The following is an 18,814-nucleotide window of genomic DNA, read 5'->3' as shown; positions in this document are numbered from 1 at the left end:
AGCGGGTCTTTCAAATGGAGCCGAGGGGAGTCGAACCCCTGTTCGAAGATAATGACACATAAGCTTCTACGAGTCTACTTACAGTTTTGATGTCATCCTAGAAGCATTCTAACCAATATTTGATAAGTCATTCTGATTAAGGAGACTGGTCATAGGAATAACTCCTTAGTATAGTGATCCATTTATATAAGTTAATCCTGAATATATCGGTTTTTCACAGTGCTTCTTCAATACGCAGAAAGTACCTTTGGCGCTACAGATGATGGCTGGATCCTTTTAATTTTTAGAAGTTGCTAATTCCCTGCGGAATCAAGATACGCTTCAGCTTCTTCTATCGATTCGTACAAGTTTGCAATATCTTTAAACATACGATTCATTTGCGTTTTGTAGAACGCCGTAGGCGCAACATACACCCATTTGTGTTTTGTGGACATTCCAGCTTTCACAGCATCTTCACCAGTTGGAGCAAGAATTGCCATCACCTCTTGCTTAAATACCAGACCACCAGTGATTACAGTCATACCTGTAAACCCTCGCTTAGTTTTCTTCAGTATCTTCGGAAATTGTTCTGCGTACGCAAAGGCATCCTCAACTTCCATACCGTCCGATGTTACAATAATTCTGTTTTTATTTTTAACATAATCAATAGTGAAACTCATAATAGTAATTCCCCCGAATATTTTTGCTTTTGAGTGCTTAATGCCATAATCTAATCTTATATCAGTTCGAGCTCTTATAGATGTAGTTTCGGAAAATGTGCCACTAAATATTAACTTCAAAGTGAATGATCTAATTTTAGATGTAGACAACATGTCTACAAGAATAAATACTTTTAGTTCCCCATAATTCCTTGTCTGCATTCGGTCTACAATTCAATCACTAAACAGCAAAAAAACCGCTATCTCAGCGGGTTCCTCTTATGGAGCCGAGGGAAGTCAAACCCCTGTCCGAAGATAACGGCACATAAGCTTCTACGAGTGTAGTCAGAGCTTTGATGTCACAAAATTCATGACTCCCGCCAGAAAATTGTTTTACGGTGTAGTTGTAATTCTAAACTCAAAACTGTGCTATAGCGAAAAATCGGTAACACCCTTTTTATAGGAAAATTTAAGACTATATGTTTCTTCTTTTCCATAGGGCATTGTAGCAATTTTTATACGAGTATAATCAAGCCTGCTATCTCTTAAAACTCTCTTTACCAAGGCTATACTACGTTCTTCTTCCGTAATGATACAAAGTATATTAAGAGCATATTTTTTTGGGTCGGAAATGCATTTGCCCATATCAAAGCCATCAACACAACCTAAGTTAGCATCTATTAGAGATATGTCCAGGTATTCCATTACTTTATCTCTTAACCAGTTATCACGTTGGCTTCCTTTTTCACTTTTTAGAGGATACTGTACTACTAACCAAAATTTTTCACTCATTCATAATCACCAGCCAATGAAGAGATTATTATAATAATTATAACAAAGAAACTTTGCAAAAGGGTATCGTTAACAATAGTATGGGAACCATCCTCATGCGGACGGTATTCGTGGTGGAAGAGAAATCTTTTTGCAGTTTAAAATGCATATCAAACATTCCGAAGACCTCATAGTAGACATGATAAACCACAAATACACGTTTGAGGAATTGGCTGAAATCATTAAAAAGCATTGCCTAACTTTAATTATGAGGATACAAAAAAGCGACCCCTAAAGGTCGCTTTTTCTAAAACTCCATATGGAGCCGAGGGGAGTCGAACCCCTGTCCGAAGATAACGGCACATAAGCTTCTACGAGTGTAGTTACAGTTTTGATGTCACCCGAGTATCGCCCTGTAACCGGCTATGCGTTGGGTCAGCCTGATTGTCTTCTTCAGCTCACCGCAGGCGGAGATGAGACAGCGTATCCCACTATTTGTTAGCCCCTATCCCTGTCACATGGGCGATGCAGAGTAGAAGCACGCACACAGTTTCTTAGGCTGCGAAAGCGTAGTTGTTTTGTTGTTTGCCGTTTAATAGGCTTTAGCGTTGATGAAGCGGACGCGTCCCCACTACTCGCTACTCATGCTCGAACTACCCCCGTCGAATCCAAGAACGGCCCCTCATTAAAAAGGGCGCTTCGGATCAAGCGGATCTTCCAAGCAAGAGAGATCCAATCTACAGCTTCTTATTCAAGAAAACTGTAACGAAGCAATAACTAACTTACTTACTCAGTATAGCACATTTATCAACACTTTAACACGTGGGTTAAAGGAATTGAAGGTTGAAACTGGAACTCATTTGAATCGTCTAGTTCTCCCAGATTATCTGGCGATCTTTTGCTTATCACGCAGTACACGCTGGATATCACGTTGAGCATCTCGCTTGGCAGCCGAGTCACGTTTGTCATACTCTTTTTTACCTTTACCAAGACCAATCAGCAGCTTCGCATAGCCATTCCGCACATAAATCTTAAGCGGCACAATCGTAAACCCATCTCGCTTGGACAAGCCCAGCAGTTTATGAATTTGCTCCTTATGCATTAACAATTTACGTGTGCGTGTGGGATCAGTAGGATTGGCACGGTTACCTTGTTCAAAAGGGCTGATATGCATGTTGTGAATCTGAATCTCACCATTGCGGATCGTAGCAAAAGCATCTCCAATATTAGCGCGGCCATTACGCAGCGACTTGATCTCTGTACCCGTCAGCACCAAGCCAGCTTCATAAGTATCCTCGATAAAATAATCATGGGAAGCTTTCTTGTTCTGGGCGAGTACTTTCCCGTCTGCTTTTTTACCCATGAGAATCACTCCTTGAATCATATTCATAAGTTAAAGTAACCATGTCTGTCTAATCTTAAACGACACAGCCATCGAACGTCTGATCTATATTGTAACAAATGGAATCAAGTGAGCGCAAGGAACCTTCAACCAAATATACCTCACCTAATTTGTCATATAGTTGTCAGTAACATTATCCAATATCTAGCATTTGTTACAAAAAACATTAATTTGAGTTGATCTGGACTTTTTTAGAAAATAGCGAGGTTACCCTTTTACTTGTGCGCCTTAATTAACAGATAGTTATCCACTAATCTCCACATATCTATATCCATCTACCCTAATTACTTATTACCTATTTGTTCTCAATTATCCGCTTCCCCCTACTTGGATATACATCTATTCGACGCCTATTCAAATAGTGCCGCTTTTACCTATACTGTGCCTATCCTCTATCTATCCTATCCTCTACCTATTCACTTGCTATCACCTACGTTTTTCTATATATAAATGTATTTCGTGCAACTATTTAAGCCTTATCACCGCCAAAAAACTAATTAGTTGCACTTTCTGCAGCTAAAAAAGCGAAATCAGACCAATTAGAGGTAACTCATCAGATTTAGATGTACAAAATGCAACTAACTACCACTTTTACTACATAACCCAAATTTAACTGCACATAGTGCAATTAACCAAGTTGATGATTAGTTAAAAAGCACCGCCCCAAGAGGGACGGTGCTTAGTATCGTTATAGAGTTATGCAACGCATAACCGTCATTTATTTCTTTTTACGCTTACGTGGTGCTCCTTCTGGAGCGCCACCATTATTGTCACTTCGTTTAGAAGTGACTTGCTCAGAAGTCTCTACGTTGCCTGGTGTCACGGACTGGCCGATGAACACGCCGCCTTTGGTTTTCTTTTTGCGGCGGCCTTTGCCTGTAGGAGCACCGTTACGGCCTTCTCCACCGCCAAAGTTCCCCCCGCGATCCTCGCGGCTGCGGAACTTCGTGCTGCCGTCCACGCCCCGCGCTTCGCCGCCGGAGGCGTCGGACGCAGGAGCGCCGTATCCGCCTTTGCCGGAGCCAAAGCCGAAGCTGATGCCGCGTCCACCACCGGCACCGCCGGTGTCTCCGCCGCGGCCTCGCCCGCCGCTGCGCTCACGCGGCGCGCCTGCGTTGCCGCCGGCTTCGCCTCCGCGCTCTGCGCCCGGCGCAGCAACTACCCGGCTCGCATCCTCGCCGGCCTCGCGCCCGCGCTTCCGCTTACCGCGTCCGCCCGCTGCGCCAACACCGGCCGCTTCGCGCGGCCCTTCACCGGCGCGCACAGCTGCGCCCGGCTTGCCCTTGCCCGCGCCTGCAGCAGCGCCGCCGGGCTTGCCTTTACCGCCGCGTCCCTTGCCCGCGGCGCCTTTGCCCCCGGCCGGCTTAATAAAGCCGCCGCCCGAACGGCCGCCCTTGCCTCCGCGGCCGCCTGCAAAACCACCGCCGCGGTGCTCGCCTGGCGCGCGTGGCTTCATGTCGACCAACTCGAAATCGATCGTGTGGTCATCCATATTTACTTTGGCGACTCGGATCTTCACCTCGTCACCAATGCGGAACACACGCGATGTGCGCTCGCCAATAAGCGCCATATGACCTTCGTCGAAGTGATAATAATCGTCGCTCATTGCACTGAGACGAATAAGACCTTCGACGGTATTATCCAGCTCGATGAACATTCCGAAGCTGGTCACACTGCTGACCATAGCCTCGAATTCCTCGCCTACTTTATCCTGCATGTATTCTGCTTTCTTCAGTTGCTCCGTATCGCGTTCAGCTTCTACCGCCACACGCTCGCGTTCCGAGGACTGCTGAGCAATGTCAGGCATCCGGCTAGACAAATAATCATGCCGTTTCTGGGTCAGTGCCCCTCCATTCTCAATCACTTCACGCATTACGCGGTGAATGACCAGATCGGGGTACCGGCGAATCGGAGAAGTGAAGTGAGAATAGTATTCCGCAGCCAGTCCGAAATGGCCCGTGCTCTCCGCATCATACTTTGCCTGCTTCATAGAACGCAGCATCATCGTACTGATGACCGTCTGTTCCTTTGTGCCTTGGATTTGCTCCAACAGATCCTGCAAAGCACGTGGATGAACCGAATTGCCACGGCCCTTGACGTGATATCCGAAATTGGCCGCAAAAGCCATGAAATTCTGCAGCTTCTCTGGATCTGGATCTTCGTGAATCCGGTAAAGGAACGGAACCTTCAACCAGTGGAAATGCTCAGCAACCGTTTCATTTGCCGCCAGCATAAACTCCTCGATAATCTGCTCCGCTACAGAACGTTCACGCTTCACGATATCTACAGCCTTGCCGTTCTCGTCGACGATGATTTTGCTCTCTTCAAAATCAAAATCAACCGCACCCCGGCGCATCCGCGCATCGCGCAGCTTCATCGCCAATTCTTTCATGAGGCGGAAATCATCAATTAGTGGACTATAACGTTCCAGCAGCTCTGGATCTTCATCTTCGAGAATTTTACGAACATTGGAGTAAGTCATTCTCTCTTTGGTGCGAATCACGCTCGTAAAGACATCGTGCTTCACAACCTTCATTTGCTCGTTAAATTCCATTTCACAGGACATTGTTAACCGGTCTACCTGTGGATTCAAGCTGCAAATCCCGTTCGATAGACGGTGCGGCAACATCGGAATAACCCGGTCTACCAAATACACACTACAACCGCGGTCATAGGCTTCTTTATCCAGCTCAGAGCCTTCACGCACATAATAACCTACGTCTGCTATATGGACGCCCAGCTTGTAATGTCCATTCTCCAAGCGCTGTACGTTTACCGCATCATCCAAATCCTTAGCATCTTCGCCATCAATCGTAACAATGTTCAGTCCGCGCAGGTCGCGTCTTCCTTGCTCCGCAATCTCCTCTTCTGTAATTGAATCAGGAGCACTATCGGCTTCATCCATCACTTCAGCTGGAAATGCCTCAGGCAATTGATGTTTGCGGATAATGGAAAGAATATCAACACCCGGATCATCCTTATGTCCGAGAATTTCAATAATTTCACCCTCTGCCGCTGCTCGGCCTTCCGGATAACTCACAATACGCACAACGACCTTTTGACCATCTACAGCACCTTTAAAGGATTGCTTCGGAATAAAAATATCACGATTAATCCGCTTATCATCAGGCAGCACAAAACCATAGGTCTCCAGGTTTTGAAAAACACCTACCGTCTGCAACACGCCACGTTTTACAATACGTACTACTTCGCCTTCCATACGTCCGCCGGACGGACTTTTAGAGGTAATACGAATCAGAACGATATCGCCATTCATAGCTCCCTTAAGATCATTTGCATGGATATATACGTCAGGATGATCACGATCATCCGGGATTAAAAAAGCAAAACCCTTCGCATGTGCTTGTAAACGTCCACGCAGTAAATCCATCCGTTCTGGCACGCCATAACGTGCAGTACGGGTCAATACAATTCTTCCATCCTGCTCTAATTCAATCAGCAGCTCCTCGAACTTTTTAAACCCTTCACTATCCTCTAGAGCAAAATGACTCACCAGCTCTTCATAAGTCATTGGTTTATATGCAGTTTCCCGCATGAAATCGAGTAATATTTCTTGTGTTATCATGTTCGTCACCCCAGCCCTCCGCGGCTTCAAGCCGCTGGCAAATATGTATATCTTGTCCTGCCCTGCAGTAATGCCAAGTAAATTTTACCTTTACTACTTCATACCCTAGTATACACGAAATCAATCCTGCGCATCCCTGTTACTGTCATCCAAAGGTTAACACAGTACAAAATTTCCTTTAACTGCTGAAATACATCCATGCCAATTTCAGATTTACTTCCTATCGATCCAGCCTTTTTCTTTGCGAATATGAAAAGAAAAGCACCCTTAGGTGCTTTTTAACTCCTTTTAATATAACAAAAAAGCCTCCGCTCTATTCCATTTAGAACAGAGCGAGGGCTTACGGTAGATCTTTTAGTCGATTAGAATAGCAGCTAGAATCGCCATGATGAAGAAACCAGCAGCAAGTCCAACAGTTACACGTTGTAGTACAAGCTCCATACCACGAGCTTTTGTTTTACCAAAGAGATGCTCAGCACCGCCAGAGATGGCACCGGAAAGACCCGCGCTTTTCCCCTTTTGCAGAAGAACGACCGCAATAAGACCGACGGAAAAAATCAGGAGCACAACTTTCAAAAAGATATCCATTCACTTCCACCTCCTACGCCTAAGCATCACTATCTATGGTAATTTAGGTTATCACGATACATAAACAGTATTCTTATTTTATCATAGCGCTGTCGGTAATACAACAGCTTAGACTGTTAAGTCGTAGCTTTTCTTGCAAGATAAGGATAAACCTATTAAAGTCTATCTTCTTCAAATCATAAAAAAGACCCGCCATAACGGCGGGTCTTCGAAGTCTGCTATAAAAGCAGATTATCTTTTAAGGTTGTAGAAGGATTTCAGGCCGTTGTATTGAGCCAATTCACCCAACTCATCTTCGATGCGAAGCAATTGGTTGTATTTAGCAACACGGTCTGTACGGGAAGGAGCACCTGTTTTGATTTGACCAGCATTAGTCGCAACAGCGATATCAGCGATTGTGCTATCTTCGGATTCACCGGAACGGTGGGAGATAACTGCTGTGTAACCAGCACGTTTAGCCATTTCGATAGCATCAAAAGTTTCAGTTAATGTACCAATTTGGTTAACCTTAACCAAGATGGAGTTACCGATACCTTTTTCGATACCTGTTGCAAGACGCTCAGTGTTAGTAACGAACAAGTCGTCACCAACCAATTGGACTTTGTCGCCCAATTTTTCAGTAAGCAATTTCCAGCCATCCCAGTCGTCTTCGGACATACCGTCTTCGATTGTGATGATAGGATATTTTTCAACCCATGAAGCAAGAAGGTCAACATACTCAGCGGAAGTGTAAGATTTACCTTCACCAGCAAGGGTGTATTTACCGTCTTTGTAGAACTCAGTGGAAGCAACGTCCATACCCAAGAATACGTCAACACCTGGTTTGTAACCAGCTTTTTCAATAGCTTCGATGATTGTAGTGATTGCTTCTTCATTCGAACCAAGGTTCGGTGCGAAACCACCTTCGTCACCTACAGCTGTGTTCAGGCCTTTGGATTGAAGTACGGATTTCAAGTTGTGGAAGATTTCAGCACCTGTGCGAAGAGCTTCTTTGAAGCTTGGAGCTCCTACAGGAAGAACCATGAACTCTTGAACGTCGATGTTGTTGTCCGCATGCTCACCACCATTGATGATGTTCATCATTGGTACTGGAAGAGTTTTAGCGTTGAATCCGCCCAGGTATACGTACAAAGGAATATCCAAAGCTGCTGCAGCTGCACGAGCTACTGCCATGGATACAGCTAGGATTGCGTTAGCGCCCAATTTACCTTTGTTAGGAGTTCCGTCCAAAGTAATCATCAATTTGTCGATGCCCACTTGGTCAAGAGCGTCCATACCGATAACTTCTGGAGCGATGATTTCATTTACGTTCTCAACAGCTTTCAGAACGCCTTTACCCATGTAACGGGATTTGTCGCCATCACGAAGTTCTACAGCTTCGTGAGCACCAGTGGAAGCGCCGGAAGGAACGATAGCGCGGCCTTTAGCACCGGATTCCAGATAAACGTCAACCTCTACAGTAGGGTTACCACGGGAGTCAAGGACTTCGCGAGCATATACATCAGAAATAATAGTCATGTAAGTTAATCTCCTTTTAACATTGTTTTGGTCTTACTTGTATAGCTTAAAATCAAAGGCGTTATACCTTACCTTACTTACGGCTAGCAATCATGGATTGTCCGGTCATTTCCGCAGGTTGCGGAAGTCCCATCAAATCTAGGATTGTTGGTGCTACGTCTGCAAGAATACCGGATTCACGCAATACAACATTCTCAGTAGTCACGATGAAAGGAACAGGATTGGTTGTATGAGCTGTGAACGGGCGACCGTTCTCGTCAAATACCATATCTGCATTACCATGGTCAGCGATAATAATGGCAACGCCACCTTTGGCAACAACCGCATCCACTACTTTACCTACACACTCATCCGTCACTTCTACAGCCTTGATTGTTGGTTCCAGCATGCCGGAGTGTCCAACCATATCAGGATTGGCAAAGTTAAGAATGATAGCATCCTGTCTTTCCGCTTCGATTTCCGCTACGCAGGCTGCAGCCACTTCGTATGCGCTCATCTCAGGTTGAAGATCATAGGTTGCCACTTTAGGAGAGTTGATTAAGATCCGAGTTTCACCAGGAAGCTCCTCGTCACGTCCACCGCTAAAGAAGAAGGTTACATGCGGATATTTCTCAGTTTCCGCGATGCGCAGTTGCTTCTTGTTTTGTTGAACAAGCACTTCACCCAATGTGTTATCCAGGTTCTTCGGTGAATAGGCTACATAACCTTGTACCGTTTCGCTGAAAGTAGTTAGGCATACGAAGTGCAGGTTTTGCGGGAACAAAGGACCACGATCGAAACCGCGGAAATCTTGATTCGTAAACACTTGTGACAATTGAATAGCACGGTCAGGACGGAAGTTGAGGAATACGACGGAATCGCCGCTCTCTACTGCCGTTACAGGTTTGCCTTCACTGTTTACAATTACACTAGGTTCAACGAATTCATCAAATACCGAGTTTTCATAAGATGAAGTGATGGCTTGCACAGCATCCGTGTATTTAGGGCCTTCACCATAAACCATAGCACGGTAGGCTTTCTCTACACGTTCCCAACGTTTATCACGATCCATTGCGTAATAACGTCCGGACACCGTTGCAATTGTACCCACGCCAACCTCTTCGATTTTAGCTACTAGATCTTGGACAAACTTCTTCCCACTATCAGGAGCTACGTCACGACCGTCCATAAAAGCATGGATATACACTTCATGCATATCTTCTTTTTTAGCCAGGTCAAGCATAGCAAACAGGTGGTTAATATGGCTATGTACCCCTCCGTCGGATACAAGCGCATAAAGGTGAAGCTTTTTGCCAGTGTTCTTAGCATTTCTAACTGCGCTAACCAGGGTTTCGTTATCGAAGAACTCACCCTCGCGAATCGATTTATCGATACGAGTCAAATCCTGATAAACGATCCGGCCTGCACCAATATTCAAATGCCCTACTTCGGAGTTGCCCATTTGCCCTTCCGGAAGGCCTACAGCTTCACCGCAAGCAGTGAGTGTAGTGTTAGGATATTGTTTCAGGTAACGGTCATAGTTAGGTTTGTTGGCTTGAGCAACGGCATTACCTTCTGTCGTTCCACGCAAACCAAAACCATCCATGATGATCAAAGCTACGGGTTTTGGAGCTGACATCTTACTTCGCCCCCTCAACCAATTGAACGAAGGAATCCGGTTGTAAGCTGGCACCGCCAACAAGCGCACCATCGATGTCGCTTTGGCCCATGTACTCAGTTACATTCTCAGGCTTCACGCTGCCGCCGTATTGAATACGAACAGCTTCAGCTGTTGCTGCATCATACAGATCTTTTACAAGACTGCGGATGTAAGCAATAACTTCGTTAGCATCTTGGGAAGTGGAAGATTTACCTGTGCCAATAGCCCAGATAGGTTCGTATGCAATAACAACTTTTGCTGCTTGCTCGGCACTAAGACCTTGGAATGCAGCTTCAGTTTGTACTTTACATACTGCTTTAGTTTGATCAGCTTCACGCTCTTCGAGCTTTTCGCCAACACATACGATAGGAGTAATTCCGTGACGGAATGCAGCATGCATTTTCTTATTCACGATTTCATCCGTTTCGCCAAAATAAGCACGACGCTCAGAGTGGCCAATGATAACATAGTCCACACCAAGATCACTTAGCATTACACCACTGATCTCGCCTGTGTAAGCACCGTTATCTTCAAAGTGTAGGTTTTGTGCACCAATCTTGATGTCAGTACCTTTTGCAGCTGCTACGAGTGCAGGCAGGTTAGTAAATGGAGCGCAGATTACAGTCTCAACGCCTTCTACTTCTGCTTTGCCTTTAATTTCAGCAATAAAGCTTTCTGCTTCAGGAACTGTTTTGAACATTTTCCAGTTACCTGCAATAATAGGTGTTCTCATGACTTATGTTGCCTCCTTCTTAGGTCTTACTTATCGTTCAGTGCTTCTACGCCAGGAAGCGCCTTGCCTTCCATGAACTCAAGGGATGCACCGCCACCAGTGGAGATATGATCCATTTGATCAGCCAGGTGGAATTTCTCTGCTGCTGCTGCGGAATCTCCGCCACCAATAACAGTGTAACCTTCAGTAGTTGCACAAGCTTTTGCTACTGCAAGTGTACCTTCAGCGAATTTATCGATTTCGAATACGCCCATAGGTCCATTCCAGACAACCAGCTTGGAGTTCTTGATAATATCGGCATAAAGTTCACGAGTCTTAGGTCCGATATCAAGTCCTTCCCAACCTTCTGGGATTTCATTGTAATCAACGATCTTAGTGTTAGCGTCAGCACCAAATTTATCAGCAACAACAACATCAACAGGAAGCATGAAGTTTTTACCAAGTGCTTTTGCTTTTTCGATGAATCCAAGAGCAACGTCAAGTTTGTCGTTGTCTACTAGTGATTTACCGATTTCAAAGCCTTGTGCTTTAGTGAATGTATAAGACAATCCACCGCCGATCAGGACGTTATCAGCCAAAGACAACAAGTTATCAATAACATCAATCTTGTCTTTAACTTTCGAACCACCGATGATCGCAGTGAAAGGACGTTCTGGGTTAGAAAGAGCTTTACCAAGAACGGACAATTCTTTCTCCATCAAAAGACCGGATACAGCTGGTAAGAAATGAGCGATACCTTCTGTCGATGCATGTGCACGGTGAGCCGCACCAAACGCATCATTAACAAACAAATCAGCCAATTCAGCGAATTGTTTAGCCAGTTCAGGATCGTTTTTCTCTTCACCTGGGTAGAAGCGAACATTCTCAAGTACAAGTACGTCGCCTTCGCCTAGCTCAGCGATTTTTGCTTTTACAGCTTCGCCAATTGCTTCGTCAGCTTTAGCTACTGGTTTGCCAAGGAGCTCGGACAGACGTTCAGCAGCAGTAGTCAAACGCATGGAATCTACGAATTCGCCTTTAGGACGACCCATATGACTCGCAAGAATGATCTTTGCACCGTTCTCGATCAAATATTTAATGGTTGGAAGTGTTTCGCGAATACGAGTATCATCAGTAATTTTACCGTCTTCTACAGGTACGTTGAAATCCACGCGTACAAATACGCGCTTACCCTTTACTTCTACATCACGGACGCTTTTTTTGTTCATGATTAATTCCTCCACACCCAAAATTGTTTCTAGCAGGAAACAAGAAATACATTTAGAAAGAGCGGAAACAAGGAATTTCTGTTTCCGCTCTATAGATGTTGCTTATATCAAGTCAATTACTTAGCGATTTTAGCGAATTTCTCCAAAGTACGAACCAATTGTGCAGTGTAGGACATTTCATTGTCATACCAAGCAACAGTTTTAACCAGTTGTTTGTCGCCAACAGTCAATACTTTAGTTTGTGTAGCATCGAACAGGGATCCGAAAGTCATACCTTTGATGTCGGAAGATACGATTTCATCTTCAGTGTAACCATAAGTGTCTGGATCGGAAGCTGCTTTCATTGCTGCGTTGATTTCTTCAACAGTAACGCTCTTATCAAGAACAGTTACAAGTTCAGTCAGGGAACCAGTTGCAACTGGAACACGTTGAGCTGCACCATCCAATTTACCTTTAAGTTCTGGAATAACCAGACCGATTGCTTTAGCAGCACCAGTAGTGTTAGGAATGATGTTCTCAGCTGCTGCACGAGCGCGTCTGAAGTCACCTTTAGCATGTGGAGCATCCAAAGTGTTTTGGTCGCCAGTGTAAGCATGAATTGTAGTCATCAAGCCTTCAACGATACCGAACTTGTCGTTCAGTACTTTTGCCATTGGAGCTAGGCAGTTAGTTGTGCAAGATGCGCCGGAAATAACAGTCTCAGTACCATCAAGAATGTCATCGTTAACGTTGTAAACGACAGTTTTCATGTCGCCAGTAGCTGGAGCGGAGATAACTACTTTCTTAGCTCCACCTTTCAAGTGTTTTTCAGCTGCTTCTTTAGTTGTGAAGAAACCTGTGCACTCAAGTACGATATCAACGCCTAGGTCGCCCCATGGCAATTCTTCAGGGTTGCGGTTAGCAAGAACCTTAACTTCTTTACCATTGACTTTGAAGAAGCCATCATGCACTTCAACATCACCTTGGAATTTACCTTGAGTTGTATCATATTTAAGCAAATGAGCAAGCATCTTAGCGTCAGTCAAGTCGTTGATTGCTACCACTTCGATACCTTCTACATTTTGAATACGGCGGAAAGCAAGGCGTCCAATACGTCCAAAACCGTTAATTCCAACTTTTACACTCATTGAATAGTTCCTCCTAGAATTCGTTTTATTTATTCAAAACAGACGGTGAGGTCTGTCATGACAACAATGTTAAGTATGATGCAAGAAGTATGTTATTGCCTGCAATCTAAAAACTACGAAGATAGCTGTAGTTGATTGTCAATTTCCTTGCCTATTTCTACTGCAGCAGCCTCGTCCGTGACGAGAATATTCTCCTGCCCGAAACGCAGCATGGCATGAATGGCTTTGGCCTTGGGTTTGCCTCCTGCAATACCGATGACTTTCTCTGTCCGGATAATATCTTCTAGACGTAGACCCATCGTAAGCATGGTATGGACAACCTGACCCTCTTCATTGAAATAATAGCCAAAAGATTCGGCCACTGCCCCTTCACCCTGGATTTCCGAGACTGTAGCCTCGTCCAGTTTGCGGCGGCGGGTCATTTCAATGGCATCCCCAATCCCATGTACAATAATACGCGAACTACGGATGGTTTGTACAATCTCTCCAATATTAGAGTCAAGTGCCAGCGATTGGTATGCATCCCCGCTAAGCAAATCAGGGACATGCAACAACCGGTAGTTGGCTCCAACCCGCTTTGCCATTGTTGAGGCAATCGTGTTGGCTTGAATCTCCATACTCTCTCCTAATCCTCCACGCGCCGGAACAAACCAAGCGTTCTTATAGGAAAGGGACAACGGCGGTGCCAGTTGATCAGCCATATCGGCAAGCGTCGATCCACCTGTGACGGCAACTGTATCATCTGCGCGAAGTATACTCAGCAGCGCTTTCGCACCCGCTCGGCCAAGCTCTCGTTTGGTGAACGGCGATGACTCACAATCACCCGGTACTACAATAACTTTATCCAGACCATACGTTGCTCGAATTTTCTCTTCCAGCTCATCCAGACCAAATAGGCTCTTAACAACCGGCTCTAGCAAATCAAGCAGTCTACGTCCAGCAGCGCTAATGCGCATGCCAACACTCTCGATCTCAATAAGCCCTTGCGATTTCAGAAGATCCGTCTCGGCACGCAGTACCCGCTCAGTCATATCTAGCGAAGCGGCTAGCGTTCTGCGCCCAATAATATCGGACAGCATGATCTGATGAAGAATCGTGTACCGTCTCTTAAGGGTTTCCATGAGATCAGGCAGAAGCTGCTTTTGGATATCTAATAAATTACGCATACTTTCACTCCTGCAACTTCGTCTTCCTCTATTCCCTTGTTCATGGTCTCAAAACGTCCCGGGTAAACTTTTTAAGTCCCACCCATATTCTAACCAAATATTGCTCGAAGCGCAAGTCTTCCGAGAGTAGAATTCTCAAGCGCTTGTCTTCTTATACATTAATAAGGTCAGAAAAAGATATAGCGCCCGATGCCTGTCCCTAGAGCGCTTGTCCAGTATTAATATTACATTGCAATTGTGTAAAAATTGTATTATAATCATTTTTGTTGCGCCCGTGGTCCAATGGATATGACGTAGGCCTCCGAAGCCTGAGATCCAAGTTCGATTCTTGGCGGGCGCGCCATTAATTTCATTTTTGCACATAATTTAGTAGTGCCTATACTACTACTTAACCAAAGAGCCGCTTGTCGGCTCTTTTTTTTGAATATAAGTTTGACTTTCTTTGACTTTTTGTTTGAATTTGTTTATCATGTGGGTAATACGGCAAGAGTAAAAATGAATACATTTGAAGAACCAATATCAAGGAGGTTTTCCACGTGAGTTATATTCCTATGGTAGTAGAACAGAGCAACCGCGGCGAGCGCGCTTATGACATCTATTCCCGCCTGCTGAAGGACCGCATCATTTTCCTTGGAACGGAGGTTAATGACGTGGTAGCCAATTCTATCATCGCACAAATGCTGTTCTTGGCTGCCGAAGATCCTGACAAGGACATTCACCTTTACGTGAATAGCCCAGGCGGTTCCATTACTGCAGGTATGGCTATTTTTGATACAATGCAGTACATTAAACCAGATGTTTCCACCATCTGTGTGGGTATGGCAGCTTCCATGGGAGCTTTCCTGCTAAACGCTGGCGCCAAAGGCAAACGCTTCGCACTGCCTAACAGCGAGATCATGATCCACCAGCCTCTGGGTGGTGCTCAAGGTCAAGCAACGGACATTGAAATCCGTGCCCGCCGCATCCTCAAATTGCGCGATAAGCTGAACCGTATTCTAGCAGAACGTACGGGTCAACCTCTAGAACGTATTGAGAAGGATACAGATCGCGACTACTTCATGACTGCTGCAGACGCGGCTGAATACGGTATCGTAGATAAAGTAATCGAGAAGACATTGCCTAGCGGTGTGTAAGCTATAAAGTAAAAATATAAAGAGGCTGTGCTCTATCCGTTATGGTTAGAGCACAGCCTCTTTATATTTTATAGAAGACCTAAATCCAATCACGCCAGCCCGCCATAACCTAGCGCATCCAGCTTCTCGGCAATCACGCGATAACCCCGGCCATTCGGATGCAGATGATCAATGGATAACAGCCCTCTCTCATTTCCTGCGAACTCACTATAAATCGAAGCAAATCCACATACTCGGCTGCTGTACTGTGCTGCGTATTGATTAAACTGTCTGACCCACTCTGTCGCACCAACCACCTGAGGATAGGGATTATATAATCCCACAATTCTAATGATAAAAGGTCTACAAGTCCTCGCCTTCAATTGTATAAGGATATTCATAATTGCAGAGAAATTTTGTTTGCATTCCTGAAGCGATCTCCGCAGTTCTGCGGATAAGTTTCCTTGCTGTCTTGCTGCTGATTTGGCCGCGTGAATCAAATCATTACCACCGATAGACACAGTGATGATATCGGCTACTCGAACGGCCTCACGCATCATGGAATTTCCGCGCAGCCGCTGCTCCAGCTCTGAAGTAGTCATTCCGTTCACGCCTAAATTCGTAGAGGCTACAGTAGTCCGCAGTCTCCCTTCTGCCATTCTACGGTACACCGGTACAAAACCGTTACCTGGCAGAGCACCAAATCCAGTCGTCAAGGAATCGCCAATTGCAGTATATTGGTAGCCCATAGCTCTCCCCCGTTCATAAACTAGTTACTCCCTTTAGCATATGAACAAGAGACAACTCTGGTAAGGGGGAGATGTCTTGTGCCGACATTAGCGGAGACGAAACATTGCCATTTATTTCATGCCAGCAAACGGGCTACTGCCATCCGGCAAAAGCTCTTTGAAACTAAAAGTATACTCAGGGAAGCCTGCAGCATACGCTGTGTACTCATATAATTGGAAGAACAGAACAACCTTGTCGTCCTTCAGATAGAAATATTTCTCCGTATTCAATCCGTTGAATCCTCCCAAATAACTATCCTCTGCCTTCAGCAGCTTGCTCAGCTTTGCATTCAGCTGTTTTTTGTAGTTTGGATTAGCTCCAAACAGGTCGCCCAACAGTAGACGTTTACCATCCTTAAGCGAGAAGGTGAAGGCTTCACGGTTAGTCATTCCATGGGCCCCGCCCGTATCACTATACTGATGCATCACTATGCTGATCACACCATTCTGATTGTAGGTCACTACATAACCTGAATCATAGGTGTATTTGGGCTCTGCTCCATCTCGATCGGAGATATCCTGTTCTGCACCCGCCGCGAATTTCATAACACTTTCCTTCAAAGTATTATTAATAGCTTGTTGCGCACTGGAGTTGCCCAATCCACTGATCTTCGGATAATCAAGCTGAATAAAAGCTTCTGCCCGATCTTTAGCATAAGTTTCCGTGGTTACCGTCAGCGCGTTCTGCGGTCTGTTCACCACATTCAGCCTACTGGCGGCCCGACTCCAATCTACCTTATAACCCATATAATCATTTAACAATCCTGATGGAACATAGAGGCGATTATTAATTAACTTCCCTTCATACTCTCGAATGAAATAGTTGTTCACCCACACAGAAGTACCGTAGCTGGATAACATCAACTTGGCCTTGGCCGATCCTTTTCCAATCATGTACGCATTTTCCTTCTTATCATACACAAGCGGTAATCCCAACACATCTCGCATAAAAGTTATGAGAATCCAGGCCTGTCCTTCCTTCAAAATACCTTCCTGCAACGAATTTATCCCGTTTGCCTTTAAAACGATACGCGAATCAATAGCTTTATTCTCCGTTTTACTAGCTGCTGCATAACCCGTTTCGCTGGGCAGCAGACCTCCACCAAACAATAAACCTGCTGACATCAGACCTATGCCCCATTTGCGTGCTGATTCTTTTGAAATAATATTCATCATCTTATTTTTCCTCTCCTTTCCAATTTATTAAACAGAATCGTAGAGAACTTACACAAAAAAAGAGGCGCCCCCCCACTATTACTAGTGGAAGACACCTCTCCTCTCTGCATTCACCTTGTTCTGATACTATTTCAATTCATACATTACGCTCAGCTGAGTTGTAACTTTAACTACTCCGGGTTGCACAGATGTGCTTGCACCAGCATCTGCTGCAGCCATATTCATTTTTAGATTCTGTTCAAAATAAACCGGAGTGATATCGCCATCATTTTGGCTGACCGTGATCACTTGACCCAAGCTGCGTTTAGCTGCCTTAGCAATAGCCCCTGCTTTAACATCTGCATTCGCCATCGCTTTTTCAATCACCTGAGCTTCAAATGCAGAAGTATCTTCCACAGAAAAACGTGCATTTCCGATATTATTCGCCCCTGCCGCAGATGCAGCGTCCAGCAATTCACCAACCTTGGTCAGATCTCTATAAGACACTAACAGCGTATGATTGGCGTTGTACCCCTTCACTTGCTGTCCTTCTTTTTCGCTGTAACTATAATTGGGTTGCACATAAAACTGCGTGCTTTGAATATCTTTATCTGCAATTTTCCAAGTATTCTTCAGTAAAGTCATAATCTTCTGAATTTTAGCGGCATTGGTCTTCTGCGCTTCTTGCGCAGTTGTGGCTGTAGTATCCACACCGATGGACAAGTATACGATATCCGGCTTGAGGGACAATTCGCCTTTACCTACTACACTAACGACATTTTTCTGCACTTCATCTGCGTAAGCCTTTGCAGGACCTTGGAAAACACCACTCATGCTGATCCCTCCAATTAACAAACTCCCTACGATCATCACTGAACCAATTTTCTTCAATAAACCTTTCATATTTGCCAGCCCCTTTCATTTCTTGTGATTTGTTATTATCCTCTAGACGAGTCATTTTGGTAAATGTTGCACGTTCTCCATCTATTTTTTGGTATTAAAAAAAGCCCCGAAGGGCTTTTGGTCATGCGATAAATAAAGTCTTCCTAGCAGAAACGATGTTGTCTTCCTATTATTGGTTCTCAAGCTCTTCTTTGCTGACCAGACTTGTCAAAGCGTTTACAGCTTGATCGGCATCCGCACCGTCCGCGCTAATGTAAATCTCCGTGCCGGAACTGATAGCGAGGCTCATAATCCCCATAATACTTTTAGCATTTACTTTTTTATCATCTTTTTCCACGAAAATCTCCGACGAAAACTTGTTAGCTTCTTGCACAAACAATGCTGCCGGTCGGGCATGAAGCCCTGTCTTCAACCGAACAACTACCGGGTGCTTTGTCATGAAACGCTTACCCCCTAATTGAGTTCTCCCCAAAAGTTTCA

General features: G+C 44.9%; 16 protein-coding genes, 1 tRNA gene and 1 other RNA gene. 2 read left to right on the top strand and 16 right to left on the bottom strand.

The annotated features are described in order from the left end of the window. Positions 1-293: 293 nt before the first annotated feature. From MHB37_RS00970 to MHB37_RS00915, 12 genes are all read right to left on the bottom strand, one after another. On the bottom strand, positions 294-659 hold the full coding sequence (locus tag MHB37_RS00970) for a hypothetical protein (protein ID WP_076126891.1): 366 nt from the start codon (positions 657-659) through the stop codon (positions 294-296). Between the two features lie 408 nt (positions 660-1,067). Beyond that, positions 1,068-1,430, bottom strand: a complete 363-nt coding sequence (locus MHB37_RS00965) for a hypothetical protein (RefSeq protein ID WP_405168846.1) — start codon at positions 1,428-1,430, stop codon at positions 1,068-1,070. A gap of 296 nt (positions 1,431-1,726) precedes the next feature. Next, positions 1,727-2,091: a transfer-messenger RNA gene (gene ssrA / locus MHB37_RS00960) on the bottom strand. A gap of 201 nt (positions 2,092-2,292) precedes the next feature. Further along, positions 2,293-2,772, bottom strand: a complete 480-nt coding sequence (smpB, locus tag MHB37_RS00955) for an SsrA-binding protein SmpB (RefSeq protein WP_036687155.1) — start codon at positions 2,770-2,772, stop codon at positions 2,293-2,295. Between the two features lie 757 nt (positions 2,773-3,529). Further along, entirely contained in the window at positions 3,530-6,397 is a 2,868-nt protein-coding gene (gene rnr, locus MHB37_RS00950) for a ribonuclease R (protein ID WP_076282659.1), read from the bottom strand. A 354-nt stretch (positions 6,398-6,751) separates the two neighbouring features. Continuing rightward, the gene (gene secG, locus MHB37_RS00945; RefSeq protein WP_076126868.1) at positions 6,752-6,985 is read right to left on the bottom strand and encodes a preprotein translocase subunit SecG; all 234 of its coding nucleotides are present in this window, start codon (positions 6,983-6,985) and stop codon (positions 6,752-6,754) included. A gap of 231 nt (positions 6,986-7,216) precedes the next feature. Then, positions 7,217-8,503 (bottom strand): phosphopyruvate hydratase, encoded by a 1,287-nt coding sequence (eno, locus tag MHB37_RS00940; RefSeq protein ID WP_036687130.1) that lies wholly within the window; start codon positions 8,501-8,503, stop codon positions 7,217-7,219. A gap of 73 nt (positions 8,504-8,576) precedes the next feature. After that, positions 8,577-10,121 carry a 2,3-bisphosphoglycerate-independent phosphoglycerate mutase gene (gene gpmI, locus MHB37_RS00935; RefSeq protein WP_076305439.1) on the bottom strand — a complete coding sequence of 515 codons (1,545 nt, stop codon included), beginning with the start codon at positions 10,119-10,121 and terminating at the stop codon, positions 8,577-8,579. A 1-nt stretch (position 10,122) separates the two neighbouring features. After that, positions 10,123-10,875, bottom strand: coding sequence for a triose-phosphate isomerase (gene tpiA / locus MHB37_RS00930; RefSeq protein WP_076126864.1), 753 nt, complete (start codon positions 10,873-10,875; stop codon positions 10,123-10,125). Positions 10,876-10,901: 26 nt separating this feature from the next. Continuing rightward, complete coding sequence (locus tag MHB37_RS00925; protein WP_036687122.1) at positions 10,902-12,083, bottom strand: phosphoglycerate kinase; 1,182 nt, start codon at positions 12,081-12,083, stop codon at positions 10,902-10,904. Positions 12,084-12,199: 116 nt separating this feature from the next. Beyond that, positions 12,200-13,210 carry a type I glyceraldehyde-3-phosphate dehydrogenase gene (gene gap / locus MHB37_RS00920; RefSeq protein WP_036687120.1) on the bottom strand — a complete coding sequence of 337 codons (1,011 nt, stop codon included), beginning with the start codon at positions 13,208-13,210 and terminating at the stop codon, positions 12,200-12,202. A 113-nt stretch (positions 13,211-13,323) separates the two neighbouring features. Further along, positions 13,324-14,376, bottom strand: a complete 1,053-nt coding sequence (locus tag MHB37_RS00915) for a sugar-binding transcriptional regulator (RefSeq protein WP_076126862.1) — start codon at positions 14,374-14,376, stop codon at positions 13,324-13,326. 268 nt (positions 14,377-14,644) lie between these two features. Here MHB37_RS00915 and MHB37_RS00910 point away from each other — a divergent pair. Both MHB37_RS00910 and clpP read left to right on the top strand, forming a co-directional pair. Continuing rightward, positions 14,645-14,719, top strand: a tRNA-Arg gene (locus MHB37_RS00910). Between the two features lie 193 nt (positions 14,720-14,912). Continuing rightward, positions 14,913-15,509, top strand: a complete 597-nt coding sequence (gene clpP / locus MHB37_RS00905) for an ATP-dependent Clp endopeptidase proteolytic subunit ClpP (protein ID WP_036687113.1) — start codon at positions 14,913-14,915, stop codon at positions 15,507-15,509. Positions 15,510-15,598: 89 nt separating this feature from the next. Here the strand turns inward: clpP and MHB37_RS00900 are convergent, their stop codons facing one another. The 4 genes from MHB37_RS00900 to MHB37_RS00885 form a co-directional block, all read right to left on the bottom strand. Continuing rightward, positions 15,599-16,237, bottom strand: a complete 639-nt coding sequence (locus MHB37_RS00900; RefSeq protein ID WP_076192640.1) for a GDSL-type esterase/lipase family protein — start codon at positions 16,235-16,237, stop codon at positions 15,599-15,601. A gap of 111 nt (positions 16,238-16,348) precedes the next feature. Further along, the gene (locus MHB37_RS00895) at positions 16,349-17,452 is read right to left on the bottom strand and encodes a DUF3298 and DUF4163 domain-containing protein (protein ID WP_405168845.1); all 1,104 of its coding nucleotides are present in this window, start codon (positions 17,450-17,452) and stop codon (positions 16,349-16,351) included. Positions 17,453-17,578: 126 nt separating this feature from the next. Beyond that, on the bottom strand, positions 17,579-18,334 hold the full coding sequence (locus tag MHB37_RS00890) for an SIMPL domain-containing protein (protein ID WP_076126857.1): 756 nt from the start codon (positions 18,332-18,334) through the stop codon (positions 17,579-17,581). 169 nt (positions 18,335-18,503) lie between these two features. Beyond that, positions 18,504-18,773, bottom strand: a complete 270-nt coding sequence (locus MHB37_RS00885; RefSeq protein WP_036687106.1) for an HPr family phosphocarrier protein — start codon at positions 18,771-18,773, stop codon at positions 18,504-18,506. Positions 18,774-18,814: the final 41 nt, after the last annotated feature.

Source organism: Paenibacillus sp. FSL H3-0286, assembly GCF_045040705.1.
GTDB classification, from domain to species: domain Bacteria; phylum Bacillota; class Bacilli; order Paenibacillales; family Paenibacillaceae; genus Paenibacillus_AQ; species Paenibacillus_AQ odorifer.
Note: the sequence above shows the minus strand (reverse complement) of the source record. Positions and strands in the feature narration are given on the sequence as shown.

Coding starts and splice junctions, on each gene's coding strand:
- gpmI (WP_076305439.1), bottom strand. CDS start 10,121: ATGTCAGCTCCAAAACCCGTAGCTTTGATCATCATGGATGGTTTTGGT.
- MHB37_RS00915 (WP_076126862.1), bottom strand. CDS start 14,376: ATGCGTAATTTATTAGATATCCAAAAGCAGCTTCTGCCTGATCTCATG.
- MHB37_RS00900 (WP_076192640.1), bottom strand. CDS start 16,237: ATGGGCTACCAATATACTGCAATTGGCGATTCCTTGACGACTGGATTT.
- rnr (WP_076282659.1), bottom strand. CDS start 6,397: ATGATAACACAAGAAATATTACTCGATTTCATGCGGGAAACTGCATAT.
- smpB (WP_036687155.1), bottom strand. CDS start 2,772: ATGGGTAAAAAAGCAGACGGGAAAGTACTCGCCCAGAACAAGAAAGCT.
- MHB37_RS00965 (WP_405168846.1), bottom strand. CDS start 1,430: ATGAGTGAAAAATTTTGGTTAGTAGTACAGTATCCTCTAAAAAGTGAA.
- gap (WP_036687120.1), bottom strand. CDS start 13,210: ATGAGTGTAAAAGTTGGAATTAACGGTTTTGGACGTATTGGACGCCTT.
- MHB37_RS00925 (WP_036687122.1), bottom strand. CDS start 12,083: ATGAACAAAAAAAGCGTCCGTGATGTAGAAGTAAAGGGTAAGCGCGTA.
- eno (WP_036687130.1), bottom strand. CDS start 8,503: ATGACTATTATTTCTGATGTATATGCTCGCGAAGTCCTTGACTCCCGT.
- MHB37_RS00970 (WP_076126891.1), bottom strand. CDS start 659: ATGAGTTTCACTATTGATTATGTTAAAAATAAAAACAGAATTATTGTA.
- MHB37_RS00895 (WP_405168845.1), bottom strand. CDS start 17,452: ATGATGAATATTATTTCAAAAGAATCAGCACGCAAATGGGGCATAGGT.
- MHB37_RS00885 (WP_036687106.1), bottom strand. CDS start 18,773: ATGACAAAGCACCCGGTAGTTGTTCGGTTGAAGACAGGGCTTCATGCC.
- tpiA (WP_076126864.1), bottom strand. CDS start 10,875: ATGAGAACACCTATTATTGCAGGTAACTGGAAAATGTTCAAAACAGTT.
- MHB37_RS00890 (WP_076126857.1), bottom strand. CDS start 18,334: ATGAAAGGTTTATTGAAGAAAATTGGTTCAGTGATGATCGTAGGGAGT.
- secG (WP_076126868.1), bottom strand. CDS start 6,985: ATGGATATCTTTTTGAAAGTTGTGCTCCTGATTTTTTCCGTCGGTCTT.